The sequence below is a fragment of the Vibrio sp. S9_S30 genome (assembly GCF_014694455.1).
Classification (GTDB): domain Bacteria; phylum Pseudomonadota; class Gammaproteobacteria; order Enterobacterales; family Vibrionaceae; genus Vibrio.
Map to the genome: position 1 here is coordinate 158,064 of NZ_JAAUWT010000001.1, position 16,668 is coordinate 174,731.

Sequence of the window (16,668 nt, forward strand, 5' to 3'; positions counted from 1 at the left end):
AGTTAAGAAATTTCGCAAGTACAAATCGTACTGAGAGTTTTCAATTATAGAGTTTGACCAAGATTAACCCGTAAACGTATCCATTTAAGAGCACTATGGAAAAGACATATAACCCAACATCTATTGAACAGGCTTTGTATCAAGCTTGGGAAGAGAAAGGCTACTTCAAGCCACACGGTGACACGACCAAAGAATCATACAGCATCATGATCCCACCGCCGAATGTCACGGGTAGCCTGCATATGGGCCACGCATTCCAAGATACCATTATGGATACTTTGATTCGTGCAGAGCGTATGAAGGGCAAAAACACCCTTTGGCAGGTCGGTACTGATCACGCGGGTATCGCAACCCAAATGGTCGTTGAGCGCAAGATCGCCGCTGAAGAAGGCAAAACTAAGCACGACTACGGACGCGATGCGTTTATTGACAAGATCTGGGAATGGAAAAATGAATCGGGTGGCACGATCACCCAGCAACTTCGTCGACTTGGTGCATCGGTCGACTGGGAGCGTGAGCGCTTCACGATGGATGACGGCTTATCTGCCGCGACTCAAGAAGTATTCGTTCGCCTGTATGAAGAAGACCTAATCTACCGTGGTAAGCGCCTAGTAAACTGGGATCCAAAACTGCACACGGCAATCTCTGATCTTGAAGTTGAAAACAAAGACAAAAAAGGTTTCATGTGGCACTTCCGCTACCCGCTAGCGAACGGTGTTAAAACGGCTGATGGCAAAGATTACATCGTCGTTGCGACCACTCGTCCAGAAACCATGCTTGGCGATACTGGTGTTGCGGTGAACCCAGAAGATCCGCGCTACAAAGATCTTATCGGTAAAGAAATCTTACTTCCAATCGTCAATCGCTTGATCCCTATTGTTGGTGATGAGCACGCAGACATGGAAAAAGGGACAGGTTGTGTAAAGATCACACCTGCTCATGACTTTAATGACTACGAAGTGGGTAAACGCCACGCGCTTCCAATGATCAACATGCTGACCTTCAACGGAGACATTCGTGAGGCGGCAGAAGTGTTTACCACGAATGGTGAAGCAAGTGATGTGTACTCTTCAGAGCTTCCTGAGAAATACCATGGCATGGAGCGCTTTGCTGCGCGTAAAGCGATTGTGGCTGAATTTGAAGAGCTAGGTCTACTCGACGAAATTAAAGACCATGACCTAACCGTACCTTACGGCGATCGTGGTGGTGTCGTGATTGAACCTATGTTGACTGACCAATGGTACGTGCGCACAGCACCGCTTGCAGAACCAGCCGTTAAAGCCGTTGAAGATGGTCAGATTCAATTCGTGCCTAAGCAATACGAAAATATGTATTTCGCGTGGATGCGTGATGTGCAAGATTGGTGTATCTCTCGTCAACTTTGGTGGGGGCATCGTATCCCAGCATGGTACGACAACGACGGCAAAGTTTACGTAGGTCGCACTGAAGAGGAAGTGCGTGAAAAGAACAACCTAGCGCCCGTTGTTGTACTTAAGCAAGACGACGACGTTTTGGATACGTGGTTCTCATCTGCACTGTGGACGTTTGGTACGCAAGGCTGGCCTGAAGACACTGAGGCTCTGAAAACGTTCCACCCATCTGAAGTACTGGTATCAGGTTTTGATATCATCTTCTTCTGGGTTGCACGTATGATCATGATGACCATGCACTTCGTAAAAGACGAAGAAGGCAAACCTCAAGTACCTTTCAAAACCGTTTACATGACGGGGCTTATCCGTGATGAAAACGGCGACAAGATGTCTAAATCGAAGGGCAACGCACTTGACCCAATCGATATGATTGATGGTATCGACTTAGAGTCTTTGGTTGAGAAGCGCTGCGGTAACATGATGCAGCCTAAGCTTGCCGCTAAAATCGAGAAAAACACGCGCAAGACATTTGAAAACGGCATCGAACCCTACGGTACAGATGCATTGCGTTTCACTCTTGCGGCGATGGCGTCGACAGGGCGTGACATCAACTGGGATATGAAGCGCCTTGAGGGTTACCGTAACTTCTGTAACAAGCTATGGAACGCAAGCCGTTACGTACTCATGAACACAGAAGATCATGATTGTGGTATGTCTTTGTCCGTTGAAGACCGTGCAAACATGGAATTCTCATTGGCTGATAAGTGGATTGAATCTCAATTTGAAGTCGCCGCGAAAGAGTTTAATGCTCATCTGAATAACTACCGTCTGGACATGGCAGCAAACACACTGTACGAGTTTATCTGGAACCAATTCTGTGATTGGTACTTAGAGCTGACTAAGCCTGTGCTTTGGAAAGGAACGGAAGCTCAACAGCAAGCGACGCGTTACACGCTGATCACGGTTCTAGAGAAGACATTGCGTCTAGCTCACCCTGTTCTTCCTTACATCACGGAATCTATCTGGCAGAGCGTGAAGCCGTTAGTCGATGGTGTTGAAGGAGAGACCATCATGACTCAAGCCCTTCCTCAGTTTAATGAAGCTAATTTTAATGCTGAGATCGTCGGAGACATTGAATGGGTGAAAACGTTCATTACTGCTATTCGTAACTTGCGTGCGGAATACGACATTGCACCAAGCAAAGGCTTATCAGTAATGGTTAAAGTGGCTGATGAAAAAGACGCGGCTCGTATCGAAGCGAATCAGATCGTACTGAATTCTCTAGCGAAACTAGATGACATTAAAGTATTAGCTGACGGTGAAGTAACTCCAGCTTGTGCGACTAAATTGGTTGGTAAATCCGAGCTGATGATCCCAATGGCAGGTCTGATAGACAAAGATGCAGAGCTGGCTCGTATTGAGAAAGAAGTGGCGAAAACGCACGGTGAAATCAAGCGCATTGAAGGCAAACTGGGTAATGAAGGGTTCGTTGCAAAAGCACCGGAAGCCGTTATTGCTAAAGAGCGTGAGAAGCTAGAAGGTTACCAAGACACTTTGGTGAAGCTTGAAGAGCAAAAAGCGACGATTGCTGCGCTTTAACGTGCAATGCCTTCACCTGCTTGGGTGAGAGACATGGAAACCCAAAATCCGGTTATCTTTGATAACCGGATTTTTCATTCAAATAGCGGTTTATCGCCTCTGTGTATTACAGAACAACTCGGCTTAATCGATCATTTCTGGTTGTTTAGCTGCTCTACTTCTGCATCTAGCTCTTCCAGTTTTTGCTTCATTTGTTCACGGCATAGATTAGCCAATTCACGGACATTTTCTTTGCCATAACCTTCAATGCTCACTGGAGGTAGCATTTCAACAATAACATGGCCATTATTCCAGCGATTAAGCTTAAATTTACCTTCTGTTGTGCTACAAACGATTGGAATGATTGGCACTTGAGCCCCAACTGCGGCATGAAAAGCGCCTGTTTTGAACGGAAGCAAACCTCTGCCACGAGAGCGCGTCCCTTCAGGGAACATCCATACCGAAATATCACGTCCTTTGATTTTCTCAACCACTTGCTCAATCGTACCCATGGCTTTGCTGCGGTTAGCGCGATCAATTAGGATATTGCCAGTGATCCAGTAAAGCTGTCCGAATAAGGGCATGTAAGCAAGGCTTTTCTTTCCAACCGTCACCACATTTGGCGTCACAGCGGATGAGACGGTAAACATATCCCAGTTGTTTTGATGATTGGCAATATAAATATGTTGACCACGCTTGTAGGCGTCTTCTGGGATCCTAAGATCCAATTTAATGCCGAATACTCTGGACATGCGCCCGAAGTAACGACCAAAGGTAAAAACGTGTTTTGGGTTTCTTGGGCTTAATAGGCAATAGCCACACCCAAAGACAAACATTAAGACGGCGAATATGGTCACCGCAATGAGACGCAATAAAGCGATCATAGAACTCTCTTTGATAGTTATTCAATTAATAATTATTTGGCTTACATTTGACCGATGCGATCAGAAAACAAACGAAAGCGGGGTGAAACGCAACAAAAAAGCCGAAACCTGAGATAGACAGCTTCCGGCTTTCGGATTCAGGGGTAGAGTTTAACCAGACTCTCTGAAACGCTCAATGTTTGCACCGAGCGCAGAGAGTTTACTTTCGATTTTTTCATACCCACGATCAATGTGGTAAATGCGATCGACGATGGTTTCACCTTCGGCGATACACCCAGCAATCACAAGGCTGGCAGAGGCTCTTAGATCGGTCGCCATGACTTGAGCACCGCTTAACCCATCCGTATCTCCGCAAATAACCGTATTGCCTTCAATCTCGGCTTTTGCTCCCATGCGCATCAATTCTGGTACGTGCATAAACCGATTTTCAAAAATGGTTTCAGTAATGACCCCACTTCCTTTTGCCATCATGTTTAACAACGTAAATTGAGCTTGCATATCGGTTGGGAAGCCTGGGTGAGGAGCTGTTCTAATAGATACGGCTTTGAGATCACGCCCCGTCATATCTAAACGGATCCAGTCTTCCCCTGTTTCCACTAAAGCACCGGCTTCTTCTAGCTTAGCAAGAGCAGCTTCAAGCAGTGACGCATTGGTGTTTTTACATAGGATCTTACCACCAGATACCGCAGCAGCGACTAAGAATGTCCCTGTTTCAATGCGATCAGGGACCACTGAGTGTTTCCCTCCCCCTAAGCGTTCAACGCCTTCGATGGTAATGGTGTCTGTGCCTGCACCTGAGATCTTAGCGCCTAATGTATTTAAGAACGCCGCCGTGTCGACAATTTCCGGTTCCCGCGCTGCGTTATCTAAAACGGTTTTCCCTTCCGCCAGTGTGGCAGCACACATCACAGTAATGGTTGCGCCAACACTGACTTTATCCATTACAACGTGAGCTCCTTTTAGGCGTCCATCGACTTCGGCTTTGACATACCCTTCTTCAAGAGTAATAGTGGCTCCAAGTTGTTCAAGACCATAAATATGGAGATCAACAGGGCGTGCACCAATCGCGCAACCGCCAGGAAGCGAAACCTGACCTTGACCAAATCGAGCAACCAAAGGACCCAATGCCCAAATGGATGCGCGCATGGTTTTCACCAAATCATAAGGTGCGCAGTATTGGTCTATTGAGCGGCTATCTACGTGTACCGACCCATTACGTTCCACTTGAGCACCTAAGCGCTTCAGTAATTCCATTGTTGTATCAATGTCACGTAGCTTAGGTACGTTGCTTACTTCAACAGGTTCTTCAGCAAGAATGGAAGCAAATAAAATCGGTAAAGCGGCGTTTTTAGCGCCGGAGATTGAGACCTCACCACTTAGCGGGCCCGAACGTTTAACTCGAAACTTTTCCATCAATTAACCTTAAAGAGACATCAGTTTCTTATCGCGTTCCCATTCTTCTGGCGTGTAAGCCTTAATTGAAACTGCATGAATATCGTTTCTTTGAATGTATTCCATCAGCGGAGCGTAGATGAGCTGCTGTTTCTTTACACGGTTCATTCCATCAAAACTTGGGTCTACAGCAATCACTTCGTAGTGGCTGCCTTCCCCTTTTACGTGTAACTCTTCTAGGTTAAGAGCTTGATCTAAAATGTTTTTTACTTCAACGCTGTCCACGGTAGATCCTATTTAAACTTCAATGTGATTGCGTTCGCCCGATGATTCAAACTGAGACTTTGGTTCGGTTTCAGTTTCGGGGAAGAGCATTGCTTCGACATTACTCAGTTGACACAAAGTGCGCAGCTGGTCAGGCACGAAACTGAGCATTATATGACAGTTTTGTTTTTTTGCATGCTCTATTAAGTGAATCAGCATCACCATACCAGCGGAATCGACGCGTTTCACTTTGCTCATGTCAATGTTGAGTTGAGTCGTGTCAGTTTTTCGTTTCTTCAGAAATTGCCATAAACTGGGGACGCTTTCACGATCCAAGTCTCCAGAAAGTTGGCTTTGAGTCGGGGCGACTTGCAACCACTGCGGATGACTCATTATTTGGGATCCTTGAACTGAATGGGTTGTGCGGCCAATTCTTGCAAATCTTTGCTGACCGCTAAGAGCCCATCTTTTCGGATTTTACTGGTCCATTCTGACTGCTTACTAGAGAGCAAGCTAATACCTTCAGCAACCATATCAAAGGCTGCCCATTCGCCGCTATTTTTATCCTTTCTCAATTTAAAATCGAGCTTAATGTTTGGATTTGGGTTATCGATGATTTCTACCCGAATAGAGAGAATGCGGCTTTGAGGATCGAGTGGTCGTTCAGGAGCGAACTCGATGGACTGATCGGTGTATTGTGTCAAAACTTGCGCGTAAGACGTCACAAGGTAAGCGCGGAAGGCGTCAACAAAGACTTTCACTTCTTCTTTCTTGGATGTCTTTAAGTGCGGACCAAGCAGTTTCAATGCAGCGTAGCGGCTGTTTACAAAGGGCATCAGCTCTTCTTCAACCACGACTTTTAGTGTGTCTGGGTTGGATTTGATCAGACTCTGCTCGTTCTTCAGACGAGAAAAGGTCTTCTCAGCAACTTGTCGCATCATGTCGTAAGGCTTCGTGGCATCAATGGTTTGTGCCGCATTAGTCTGCGCAATACTGGCAAAAGAAAGTGTGCTGAGTGCTGTTGCTATTGCCCATTTTTTTAACCATTTCATTAAGGTTCCTCCGAATTTGCTGAGTCACCACCGACACGATACAAAACCTGTCCAATCAGATCTTCAAGTACCAGTGCTGACTTCGTATCCTCTATATAGTCGCCATCCTGCAACATGTCGATGCCTTCATCAACAAAACCGGGTACTAACCCGATATATTGTTCACCAATTAAGCCTGATGTTAGGATTTGCGCGCTGGATGTTTCTGGGAATTTGCCATATTGCTTATCAATGGTGAGCGTAATGACGGGTAAGTAGTTCTCGATGTTTAAAGTAATGTCTGAAACACGTCCAACTACCACGCCCCCAATTTTGACCGGTGAGCGGAGTTTTAAACTGCCTATATTATCGAACTGGGCTTTCAGCTGATACGTTTCGCCCGAGCCAAAACTTTTTACATCGGCGACTTTCAGAATCATGACAAGAATGGCAATCATACTCGCGATGACAAAGCTTCCTACTAACAATTCTAGTTTACGAGTTTGTTGCATCTTTAGTTCCCAAACATAAGTGCTGTTAGGACGAAATCGAGCCCCAGAACAGCCAGTGATGAGTGCACCACTGTTTTAGTTGTAGCACGACTGATTCCTTCAGATGTAGGAATCGCATCGTATCCGTTAAAAAGTGCTATCCAAGTAACCGTTAAAGCAAAAACGGCACTTTTAATGAAGCTGTTACCAATATCTTGCCCTAGTTCTACGGAGGACTGCATCGAAGACCAAAAGCTTCCGTGATCGATGCCTTTCCAGTCGACACCGATAAGTTGACCACCCCAAATACCGACAGCCATGAAAATCATCGCAAGAAGAGGCATCGAAATGACACCAGCCCAAAAACGAGGAGCGACGACTCTTCTTAATGGATCAACGGCCATCATTTCCATGCTTGATAATTGCTCGGTGGCTTTCATTAAACCAATTTCAGCCGTGAGAGCAGAGCCCGCTCGACCCGCAAACAGCAGCGCGGTCACTACGGGACCGAGTTCGCGCAGAAGTGAAAGCGCCACCATCTGACCTAATGCCCCTTCCGCACCGAAATCAACAAGAACGACGTAACCTTGTAGGCTGATGACCATGCCGATGAATAACCCAGAAAGCACGATGATAACCATAGACTGCACACCAACACTGTAAAGTTGCTTAATCAGCAATGGAAAGTGTTTGATTGGCTGGGGTTTGGCAATCAGAGCACCAAAAAGCATTAATGTCGCCCGTCCCCATGCGCGGCAAATAGAAAGTGTACTGTGACCAATACTGGAGAGGATATTCAGCAAGATAGTCATTGAGCGTATCCTGAAGTATTAAAAAGGTCTTGAGTCAGTTCGCTTGCTGGGTATTGAAACGGAACGGGACCGTCAGCCATACCCGTTAAGAATTGCTGCACATTTGGGTCAGGATTCGCCATCAATTCCTCGGGGGTTCCATTGGCAATGATTTTGCCATTGGCAAGAATATAAGCATGGTCTGCGATGCTCATGACTTCCGGTACATCGTGTGACACGACGATGGAAGTAAGGTTCAGTGCTTGGTTTAAGTTTCGAATGAGTTTCACCAACACACCCATGGTGATCGGATCCTGTCCGACAAAAGGTTCGTCGTACATAATGAGTTCAGGGTCGAGGGCGATAGCTCTGGCTAAGGCCGCTCTGCGAGCCATGCCACCCGAAAGCTCATTGGGCATTAATTTTGCTGCGCCCCGTAATCCTACTGCTTCAAGTTTGAGTAAAACGATGCTACGAATGATCTCCTCAGTCAGCTCAGTATGTTCTCTTAGAGGATACGCAACATTGTCAAAGACATTCATATCGGTAAACAGTGCACCGGATTGAAAAAGCATGCTCATTTTTTTTCGGGCTTCATACAAAGCATGACGAGAGAGGCGGGGAATGTTTTCGCCATCAAATAGGACATCACCACTATTTGGGTGAATTTGCCCCCCAATTAACCTGAGTAAGGTCGTTTTACCGATACCAGAAGGCCCCATGATGGCAGTGATTTTCCCTTTGGGAACGGATAGGGTGACATCATCAAAGATTTTTCTGGTTCCACGATAAAAAGTCAGGTTTTGTATGGTGACTAAATCCGCTGTCGACATAAAGTTCTTCTAATAGGCTGCTAGTTGCGCTGAGGTGAATGGGCAATCATAAGCACTAAACGCCCTGAATTCAAAGTAAAGCTATCGAATATGACCTTAATTTAACTCAAAACTCAAATTGAGTATCCTTTCTTAATACTGTTCGTCTATCGCGAATCCTCGTTTCTTTTTACTATTATGACTTCCATTTTGAGTCATGAACCGTCAAAATTGGCGGCTACTTGTCTTTCTACTCAGTTAATTTAAAGGGAACATCATGCTTGAAGCCGTTGCGTTGCTTGTCGTAGGCTTAACTTTACTCGTCTGGAGTGCAGATAAATTGGTCTTAGGGGCCGCAGCGCTTGCCCGTAATTTCGGTATTTCACCATTGGTAATCGGCATGACCATTTTAGCGATGGGGTCTTCAGCGCCAGAGATGATGGTTTCCGCGACAGCCGCTCTAGATGGAAAGACAGACACAGCGGTGGGGAATGTATTGGGTTCTAACATTGCCAACATAGCGCTCATTCTGGGTATTACTGCGCTAATTAAACCTCTGTCCATCAGTTCTGTCGTTGTTCGACGTGAACTTCCTCTTATGATCATCGTCACAGTAGTGGCTGGCGCATTGATGTTCGATAACTTCCTTGGTTTCTACGAAGGTATCTTGTTGTTTGCTCTTTTCGCGGCTTTCATTCTTGCAATGCTACGTATCAGTCAAAAAGAAAAACAAAATGGCGATGCGTTCGTTGAGGAGCAGGAATCTGAAATTCCCGAGGGCATTCCAAACTCCAAAGCCGTCATGTGGGCAGTTATTGGTCTTATACTGTTGCCATTATCAGCGGATATTTTAGTCGATAATGCGGTTATCATCGCAAAATACTTTGGTATGAGTGATTTGGTCATTGGTTTGACCATTATTGCTATAGGAACCAGCCTACCTGAGCTAGCCGCTTCTTTGGCTGGTGTCATGAAGGGTGAAGACGACATGGCGGTGGGAAATATCATTGGCTCAAACGTGTTCAATATTCTTGCAGTCATGGGGATTCCAGGCATCCTAAACCCATCTATTCTTAATGAGCATGCCATGGGTCGCGACTTTTGGGTCATGCTTGCCGTTTCGCTATTGCTCGTTGCGATGGCTCTTGGCAAGTCTCGAAGCGTGAATCGCATTGAGGGAGGCATTCTGTTTACCATTTTTGCGGTGTATCAAGGTTATCTTTTTTATAATGTAGCTGCTTAGTCTTATTCTTCTGGAGTCTATTCATGTCGGAAAGGTTCGATTTCTGTAGTGCGGCGAGAAAAGTCTTGGATATTGAAATTCAGGGGCTCTCTCAGCTAGAACAGTACTTTGATTCTTCGTTTGAGCAGGCTTGTGAGACCATTCTTACTGCCAAAGGAAAAATCGTGGTGATGGGCATGGGGAAGTCCGGTCACATTGGCAAAAAGATAGCTGCGACATTGGCAAGTACGGGGACTTCCGCCTTTTTTGTTCACCCTGGAGAAGCCAGCCATGGTGATTTAGGCATGGTGGAAAAGGGTGATATCGTGCTTGCCATCTCGAACTCTGGTGAGTCTTCAGAAATCTTAGCGCTTTACCCCGTTTTAAAACGCAGAGGCATCGGTATTATCAGCATGACAGGCAAGCCGTCTTCTAATATGGCGATACAGGCTGATATCCATTTGTGTATTCACGTACCTGAAGAAGCATGCAGTTTAGGGCTGGCTCCGACCACAAGCACGACTGCAACGTTAGTGATGGGAGATGCACTCGCTGTGTCACTTCTTCAAGCACGAGGTTTCACGGCGGATGACTTTGCACTTTCTCACCCTGGTGGAGCATTGGGGCGTAAACTTCTCTTAAAGCTGGTCGATATCATGCAGGTAGGCGATGCCCTTCCCAAGGTTTCCCCAAATGCGTCTGTGAAAGAGGCTCTATTAGAGATATCTAAAAAAGGTTTGGGGATGACGGCTGTGGTAGATTCCAGTGATCAGGTTCTTGGTATTTTTACCGATGGTGATCTGCGTCGTCTTCTGGATAAGAAAGTCGATATTCATACCGCGTCTATAGGTTCTGTTATGACAGAGAATCCTATGATGGCTTCACCGGACATGCTAGCGGTGGAAGCGGTAAATATGATGCAAGCACGGAGCATAACCAGTTTGTTGTTGTCTGAGAATAATACGCTTGTTGGTGCCCTCAATATTCATCATCTCTTGAAAGCCGGAGTTATGTAGTGAGTCAGATGATTTCAACGATTTATGGCGATGTTAACCGTGATGTGTTTAACATAGCAAAGAACCTAAAATTACTGATTTGCGACGTAGATGGTGTGTTTTCTGATGGACTTGTGTACATGGGCAATCAGGGAGAAGAGCTGAAAACGTTCCACACCAGAGACGGGTACGGTATCAAAGCCTTGATGAGTGCTGGTATTGAAATTGCGATCATTACAGGCAGGCAATCCAAGATAGTCGAGAACCGGATGACCGCTTTAGGCATTTCCTTGATCTATCAAGGGCAGGATGACAAGTTAAAAGCTTATGCAGATATTTGTGAAAAACTCAATATTGCACCGGAACAGACAGGGTATATCGGCGATGATCTGATTGACTGGCCGGTGATGGAAAAAGTGGCGTTAAAAGTGTGTGTAGCCGATGGTCACCCACTGTTAGTGAAAAGAGCCAATTACGTCACTCGCATTAAAGGTGGTCATGGGGCGGTGCGCGAAGTCTGTGACCTGGTGTTGGAAGCGCGTGGTGAACTGGATAGTCACAAGGGTTTGAGTATATGACGCTTCCTCGTCCTATATACCTTGTTCTTATTTTTATCTCTCTCTGGTGTGTGTATTATCTATACGGTAAAGGCGAACCGGAAATACTTCAGGTGAAGCCAAATACCGAGCTCCCTGCATTTTCAGGGAAAGGTTTGCTTAACACCAGTTACACCGAAGGTGGCGTAAGAAATTTTGATATTCGCTCTCGCAATTTGGATCACTTTGCCAAAAGCGGCGATACCATTTTTGATAAGTTAGAGCTGAGTGTTTTTCGTGAGGGAAACACCAAAGAGTGGGCGGTGACTGCCGACAAAGGCGTTTTGGATGAAGACAATGTGCTTACCCTAACGGGGAACGTACTTGCAAAGAATCTCAACCCGGAATCGGGCTTTGATTCAATGACAACCGAAAAGCTCATCATTAAACTGATCAGTAAAGATTTTAATACCAACGAGCCTGTAGCGCTGGTTGGTCCGACATTTATTTCAAATGGGAATGCGATGGTGGGCAACTTTGGCGACAACACCGTAACCCTATTAAGACAAGTGCAAAGTAAATATGAGACGAAGACTCCTTAGCTTAATTTCTTGCTTAGTTTTATCTGTTCCTGTTTGGGGATTAAGCACCGATTCAGAGCAGCCAATCTATATAGACTCTGACAGCCAAGCGCTGGATATGGTCAGCAGCAAAGTGACTTTTGTCGGTGATGTGGTTTTGAAGCAAGGCAGCATCAAAATCACAGCAGACAAAGTGATTGTAATTCGAAATTCCGAAGATGAGAGTATCGAGCAAATAGAAGCATTTGGTAAGACAGCGGTCTTTACGCAGCTGACGGATGATGGCAAAACGTTGCATGGTGAAGCCAATGTTTTACTCTATCAAGTCCGTAAAGACTTGTTGACGATGACAGAGAATGCTGTGCTTTCTCAAGATGACAGTGTGATCAAAGGACCACTTATTAAATACATGATTACACCTCAAAAGCTGATTGCTGATGGTAAAAAAGGCGAACGCGTATCGACGGTTCTACAACCCACTCAGATAAAGAAACAGTAATTTTAAATGGCAATCTTAAAAGCAGAAAATCTGGCGAAGAGCTATAAAAAACGAAAAGTAGTCACCGATGTCAGCTTAGAGGTGAAATCAGGGCAAATTGTGGGGCTATTGGGGCCTAATGGAGCCGGAAAAACCACCTCGTTTTACATGATTGTCGGATTGGTTGGCCGTGATGAAGGTCGTATCTCTATTGATGATCAGGATATCAGTATATTGCCTATGCATTCACGTTCGCGACTGGGTATCGGATATTTGCCGCAAGAAGCGTCTATTTTCCGAAAGCTGTCGGTGGAAGACAACATTATGGCCGTACTCGAGACTCGTAAGGAGCTCACACGGGAGCAGCGGCAAGATCGGCTTGAAGACTTGTTGGATGAATTCCATATTCAACATATTCGCAAAAGCAATGGTATGGCGCTTTCTGGTGGTGAAAGACGTCGTGTCGAGATCGCTCGAGCGCTCGCTGCGAATCCAAAATTCATTTTGCTTGATGAGCCATTTGCTGGCGTTGATCCCATTTCAGTTATTGATATCAAAAAAATCATCGAACATTTGCGAGACAGAGGATTGGGTGTATTGATTACCGACCACAATGTTCGGGAAACCCTCGACGTGTGTGAGCGCGCATATATTGTAAGCCAAGGGCATTTGATCGCAGAAGGAACACCGGAACAGGTTCTCAATAATGAACAAGTAAAACGGGTTTATCTGGGTGAGCAATTCCGTCTATGATTAAATAGGGGATGCCGTTTGGCGTATCCTTCCCCGAATTAGAAAGATAAGAAAAGGACTACATGAAACCCTCATTACAATTAAAGCTAGGTCAACAACTGGCGATGACGCCTCAGTTACAACAAGCGATTCGTTTGTTGCAACTGTCAACGTTGGACTTGCAGCAGGAGATTCAAGAAGCCTTGGAATCGAATCCACTTTTGGATGTGGATGAAGGTAATGAAGAAAGCTCAGCCAATGAAGACGCCGCAAAAGAAGCCAGCGCAAATGAGAAAGAGTCCAACGAAGACGTTACCGCAGAGCCAGAATTAAGTGACAGTTCGGATTTGATTGAAAAATCCGAAATCAGCAACGATTTAGAAATCGATACCACATGGGAAGATGTGTACAGCGCCAATACAGGTAATACGGGTATTGCACTGGACGATGACCTTCCTGTCTATCAAGGTGAAACCACTCAAAGCCTCCAAGACTACCTCACTTGGCAACTTGATCTCACACCATTCACGGAGACTGACCGAACCATAGCAATGGCGATTATCGATGCCGTCGATGATGATGGTTACCTCACCACGGATGCTCAAGATATCCTAGACAGTATGGGGAATGAAGAGGTCGAGCTAGACGAAGTTGAAGCGGTTCTTAAGCGTATCCAACAGTTTGATCCGCTTGGTGTTGCATCTCGAAACCTGCAAGAGTGCCTCTTACTGCAACTTGCTACGTTTCCAGAAGACACGCCGTGGTTAGCTCAGGCTAAATCTTTGCTTGAAAATCACATCGATCATTTGGGCAACCGCGATTACAAATTAATCATCAAAGAAACGAAGCTAAAAGAATCCGACTTACGTGATATTTTATCATTGATTCAACAGTTGGATCCCCGTCCAGGCAGCAGCGTCACACCGGATGAAACGGAATACGTTATTCCCGATGTCTCTGTATTCAAAGAGCACGGTCAGTGGAGAGTGTCCATCAACCCAGACAGCGTGCCAAAGCTTAAAGTGAACCAGCAATACGCCGCTCTGGGCAAGGGAAACAGCCCTGACAGTCAGTTTATAAAAACCAACTTACAAGAAGCAAAATGGCTGATTAAGAGCTTAGAAAGCAGAAACGAAACACTGCTGAAAGTTGCCCGTTGCATTGTAGAGCATCAACATGATTTCTTTGAGTATGGTGAAGAGGCGATGAAACCCATGGTGCTGAACGACATAGCACTGGCGGTGGATATGCACGAATCGACCATTTCAAGGGTCACCACTCAAAAGTATATGCACACTCCGCGAGGTATTTTTGAACTGAAATATTTCTTTTCTAGTCACGTCAGTACCGATAACGGTGGGGAGTGCTCGTCAACGGCAATTCGCGCATTAATTAAAAAGCTGGTGGCTGCGGAAAATATCGCTAAGCCACTCAGTGATAGCAAGATTGCCGCTTTGTTAGCTGACCAAGGGATACAAGTTGCGAGGCGAACGATCGCAAAATACAGAGAGTCCCTCGGCATTGCGCCATCCAGTCAGCGTAAACGCCTACTCTAGGCCTAATAGCAAGAAGGAAAGTCTATGCAAATCAATATCCAAGGGCACCACGTTGATCTTACCGATTCAATGCAAGACTACGTTCAATCCAAGTTCCAAAAGCTAGAGCGATTCTTCGATCACATCAATCAAGTTCAAGTAGTACTGCGCGTTGAAAAGGTGAATCAAATCGCAGAAGCGACACTTCATGTCAATCAGGGAGACATTCATGCGACTTCGACAGACGAAAGCATGTATGCTGCCATTGACTCTTTAGTCGATAAATTAGTTCGACAACTCAATAAGCACAAAGAAAAGCTAAGTAGCCACTAACATGCAATTAAGCGAAGTACTAGCATTGGACTGCACAAAAAGTGCAGTCCAATGTACAAGCAAGAAACGAGCACTGGAAATCATCAGTGAAATCGCCGCCACACACACGGGGCAAAACTCTACAGAGCTGTTCGAGTGCATGCTCAACAGGGAAAAAATGGGCAGTACCGGAATCGGAAATGGCATTGCTATTCCACATGGCCGAATGATGGACAGTGACCAAGCCGTTGCGGTTTTGCTGCAATGTCAGGAACCGATTGAGTTCGATGCCATAGATAACCGCCCAGTGGACTTGCTGTTTGCATTATTAGTGCCTGATGCACAATGCAAAACCCACCTGAAAACCTTATCCGCCATGGCTGAACGCTTAAACGATAAGTCGATCCTCAAATCGCTTCGTAATGCTCAATCCGATCAGGAGCTTTACGACATCATTACTCAATAGCCATGACGAACTCTGCCCAGCCATCAAACAAAAAACGCTTGATAGTGATCAGTGGTCAATCAGGGGCGGGAAAGAGTGTGGCGCTTCGAGTGTTAGAAGACCTCGGTTATTATTGTGTCGATAATTTGCCCATTTCCTTGTTGGAAAACTTTGTACAGTCTATTCAAGGGGGGCAGCAAAACGTTGCCGTTAGCATCGATATTCGAAATCTTCCTCAAGATCCTGCTTTGGTCACGACGACATTAACCAAACTTAAGTCCGAACTTGACGTGAATGTGCTGTTTTTAGATGCCGATGAAAATACGCTCCTAAAACGCTACAGTGAAACCCGCCGGATCCACCCATTATCGATGAGGCCGAAAGAAAGGCTCTCACTTGAGCAAGCGATTCGATTAGAGAAAGGACTGTTGCTAAACCTTAAAGAATACGCTGATCTGGTACTGGACAGCAGTAATCAATCGCTGCACGATTTGAGTGAAACCGTACGCCAGCGAGTTGAAGGTAGAGAAAGCAAAGAGCTTGTGATGGTGTTTGAATCTTTTGGGTTCAAATACGGATTGCCTAACGATGCCGATTACGTTTTTGATGTCCGTTTTCTACCTAACCCGCATTGGGAGCCTGAATTGCGCTCTCAAACCGGATTAGATGCTCCCATTAAAGCTTTCTTAGAAAACCACGATGAAGTACTGGAGCTGAAAGAGCAGATACAAACCTTTATCGAACACTGGCTACCACTACTGCAAAAAAACAATCGCAGTTATCTGACGGTGGCGATTGGGTGTACTGGTGGTAAGCATCGTTCTGTGTACATCACTCAGCAGCTTGGTGAGTATTTCACCAAGCAAGGTCATCAAGTGCAGATTCGCCATACGAGCTTGGAAAAACACCACCAATAATTATCAAACTGAGAGAGTAAAAATTAGCAATGGAATGCTGTAGAACCGTTTTTATTCAAAATCGCTTAGGGTTGCACGCTCGTGCAGCCATCAAATTAGTCGAACTAGCCCAAAGCTTTAATGCCGATATCAGTGTCAGCAACGGTGAAAAAACCGTGGTTGCGGAAAGTGTGATGGGGCTACTGATGCTGGAGTCTTCACAAGGGCAAAGCGTTACCATTTCTGCGGTTGGGGACGATGCCGAACAAGCCTTAAGCGCCGTGTGCGATCTGATTGAGCATCGTTTCGACGAAGAGGAATAA

20 protein-coding genes are annotated in these 16,668 nt (G+C 45.6%); 12 read left to right on the plus strand and 8 right to left on the minus strand.

All coding sequences use genetic code 11. The features are described from left to right. The first annotated feature begins 95 nt into the window (after nucleotides 1-95). Complete coding sequence (locus HC752_RS00750) at nucleotides 96-2,969, plus strand: valine--tRNA ligase (RefSeq protein ID WP_190333173.1); 2,874 nt, start codon at nucleotides 96-98, stop codon at nucleotides 2,967-2,969. Between the two features lie 131 nt (nucleotides 2,970-3,100). Here HC752_RS00750 and HC752_RS00755 read toward each other — a convergent pair whose 3' ends face one another. The 8 genes from HC752_RS00755 to mlaF all read right to left on the minus strand — a co-directional run bounded on the left by HC752_RS00755 (nucleotide 3,101) and on the right by mlaF (nucleotide 8,634). Continuing rightward, a complete protein-coding gene (locus HC752_RS00755; RefSeq protein WP_190333174.1) occupies nucleotides 3,101-3,832 on the minus strand; it encodes a 1-acylglycerol-3-phosphate O-acyltransferase in 732 nt (243 codons plus the stop codon). Nucleotides 3,833-3,982: 150 nt separating this feature from the next. Then, entirely contained in the window at nucleotides 3,983-5,245 is a 1,263-nt protein-coding gene (gene murA / locus HC752_RS00760; RefSeq protein ID WP_190333175.1) for a UDP-N-acetylglucosamine 1-carboxyvinyltransferase, read from the minus strand. Between the two features lie 9 nt (nucleotides 5,246-5,254). Continuing rightward, complete coding sequence (ibaG, locus tag HC752_RS00765) at nucleotides 5,255-5,509, minus strand: BolA family iron metabolism protein IbaG (RefSeq protein WP_101113377.1); 255 nt, start codon at nucleotides 5,507-5,509, stop codon at nucleotides 5,255-5,257. A gap of 12 nt (nucleotides 5,510-5,521) precedes the next feature. Then, nucleotides 5,522-5,881: an STAS domain-containing protein gene (locus tag HC752_RS00770; RefSeq protein ID WP_190333176.1), complete on the minus strand. Its 360-nt coding sequence runs from the start codon at nucleotides 5,879-5,881 to the stop codon at nucleotides 5,522-5,524. Further along, complete coding sequence (mlaC, locus tag HC752_RS00775) at nucleotides 5,881-6,540, minus strand: phospholipid-binding protein MlaC (protein ID WP_190333177.1); 660 nt, start codon at nucleotides 6,538-6,540, stop codon at nucleotides 5,881-5,883. Before mlaC ends, HC752_RS00770 begins: the two co-directional genes overlap by 1 nt. Next, a complete protein-coding gene (gene mlaD / locus HC752_RS00780) occupies nucleotides 6,540-7,031 on the minus strand; it encodes an outer membrane lipid asymmetry maintenance protein MlaD (protein ID WP_190333178.1) in 492 nt (163 codons plus the stop codon). The genes mlaC and mlaD overlap by 1 nt, the downstream gene beginning before the upstream one ends. Before the next feature lie 2 nt (nucleotides 7,032-7,033). After that, nucleotides 7,034-7,822: a lipid asymmetry maintenance ABC transporter permease subunit MlaE gene (mlaE, locus tag HC752_RS00785; protein WP_190333179.1), complete on the minus strand. Its 789-nt coding sequence runs from the start codon at nucleotides 7,820-7,822 to the stop codon at nucleotides 7,034-7,036. Further along, a complete protein-coding gene (gene mlaF, locus HC752_RS00790; RefSeq protein WP_190333180.1) occupies nucleotides 7,819-8,634 on the minus strand; it encodes a phospholipid ABC transporter ATP-binding protein MlaF in 816 nt (271 codons plus the stop codon). The genes mlaE and mlaF overlap by 4 nt, the downstream gene beginning before the upstream one ends. A gap of 256 nt (nucleotides 8,635-8,890) precedes the next feature. Here mlaF and HC752_RS00795 point away from each other — a divergent pair, with 256 nt between their 5' ends. From HC752_RS00795 to HC752_RS00845, 11 genes are all read left to right on the plus strand, one after another. After that, nucleotides 8,891-9,856: a calcium/sodium antiporter gene (locus HC752_RS00795; RefSeq protein ID WP_190333181.1), complete on the plus strand. Its 966-nt coding sequence runs from the start codon at nucleotides 8,891-8,893 to the stop codon at nucleotides 9,854-9,856. 23 nt (nucleotides 9,857-9,879) lie between these two features. After that, entirely contained in the window at nucleotides 9,880-10,851 is a 972-nt protein-coding gene (gene kdsD, locus HC752_RS00800; protein ID WP_190333182.1) for an arabinose-5-phosphate isomerase KdsD, read from the plus strand. Between the two features lie 8 nt (nucleotides 10,852-10,859). Then, nucleotides 10,860-11,408 (plus strand): 3-deoxy-manno-octulosonate-8-phosphatase KdsC, encoded by a 549-nt coding sequence (kdsC, locus tag HC752_RS00805; protein ID WP_194717258.1) that lies wholly within the window; start codon nucleotides 10,860-10,862, stop codon nucleotides 11,406-11,408. Beyond that, nucleotides 11,405-11,968, plus strand: coding sequence for an LPS export ABC transporter periplasmic protein LptC (gene lptC, locus HC752_RS00810; RefSeq protein WP_190333184.1), 564 nt, complete (start codon nucleotides 11,405-11,407; stop codon nucleotides 11,966-11,968). The genes kdsC and lptC overlap by 4 nt, the downstream gene beginning before the upstream one ends. After that, a complete protein-coding gene (gene lptA / locus HC752_RS00815) occupies nucleotides 11,949-12,446 on the plus strand; it encodes a lipopolysaccharide transport periplasmic protein LptA (RefSeq protein WP_190333185.1) in 498 nt (165 codons plus the stop codon). The genes lptC and lptA overlap by 20 nt, the downstream gene beginning before the upstream one ends. 6 nt (nucleotides 12,447-12,452) lie before the next feature. Continuing rightward, nucleotides 12,453-13,178 (plus strand): LPS export ABC transporter ATP-binding protein, encoded by a 726-nt coding sequence (lptB, locus tag HC752_RS00820; protein ID WP_190333186.1) that lies wholly within the window; start codon nucleotides 12,453-12,455, stop codon nucleotides 13,176-13,178. Between the two features lie 62 nt (nucleotides 13,179-13,240). Continuing rightward, the gene (locus HC752_RS00825; RefSeq protein WP_190333187.1) at nucleotides 13,241-14,713 is read left to right on the plus strand and encodes an RNA polymerase factor sigma-54; all 1,473 of its coding nucleotides are present in this window, start codon (nucleotides 13,241-13,243) and stop codon (nucleotides 14,711-14,713) included. Between the two features lie 24 nt (nucleotides 14,714-14,737). Further along, complete coding sequence (hpf, locus tag HC752_RS00830; protein WP_190333188.1) at nucleotides 14,738-15,025, plus strand: ribosome hibernation promoting factor; 288 nt, start codon at nucleotides 14,738-14,740, stop codon at nucleotides 15,023-15,025. A gap of 1 nt (nucleotide 15,026) precedes the next feature. Then, nucleotides 15,027-15,470: a PTS IIA-like nitrogen regulatory protein PtsN gene (gene ptsN / locus HC752_RS00835; protein WP_190333189.1), complete on the plus strand. Its 444-nt coding sequence runs from the start codon at nucleotides 15,027-15,029 to the stop codon at nucleotides 15,468-15,470. Nucleotides 15,471-15,472: 2 nt separating this feature from the next. Next, nucleotides 15,473-16,366, plus strand: a complete 894-nt coding sequence (gene rapZ / locus HC752_RS00840; protein ID WP_190333190.1) for an RNase adapter RapZ — start codon at nucleotides 15,473-15,475, stop codon at nucleotides 16,364-16,366. 29 nt (nucleotides 16,367-16,395) lie between these two features. Then, on the plus strand, nucleotides 16,396-16,668 hold the full coding sequence (locus HC752_RS00845; protein ID WP_190333191.1) for an HPr family phosphocarrier protein: 273 nt from the start codon (nucleotides 16,396-16,398) through the stop codon (nucleotides 16,666-16,668).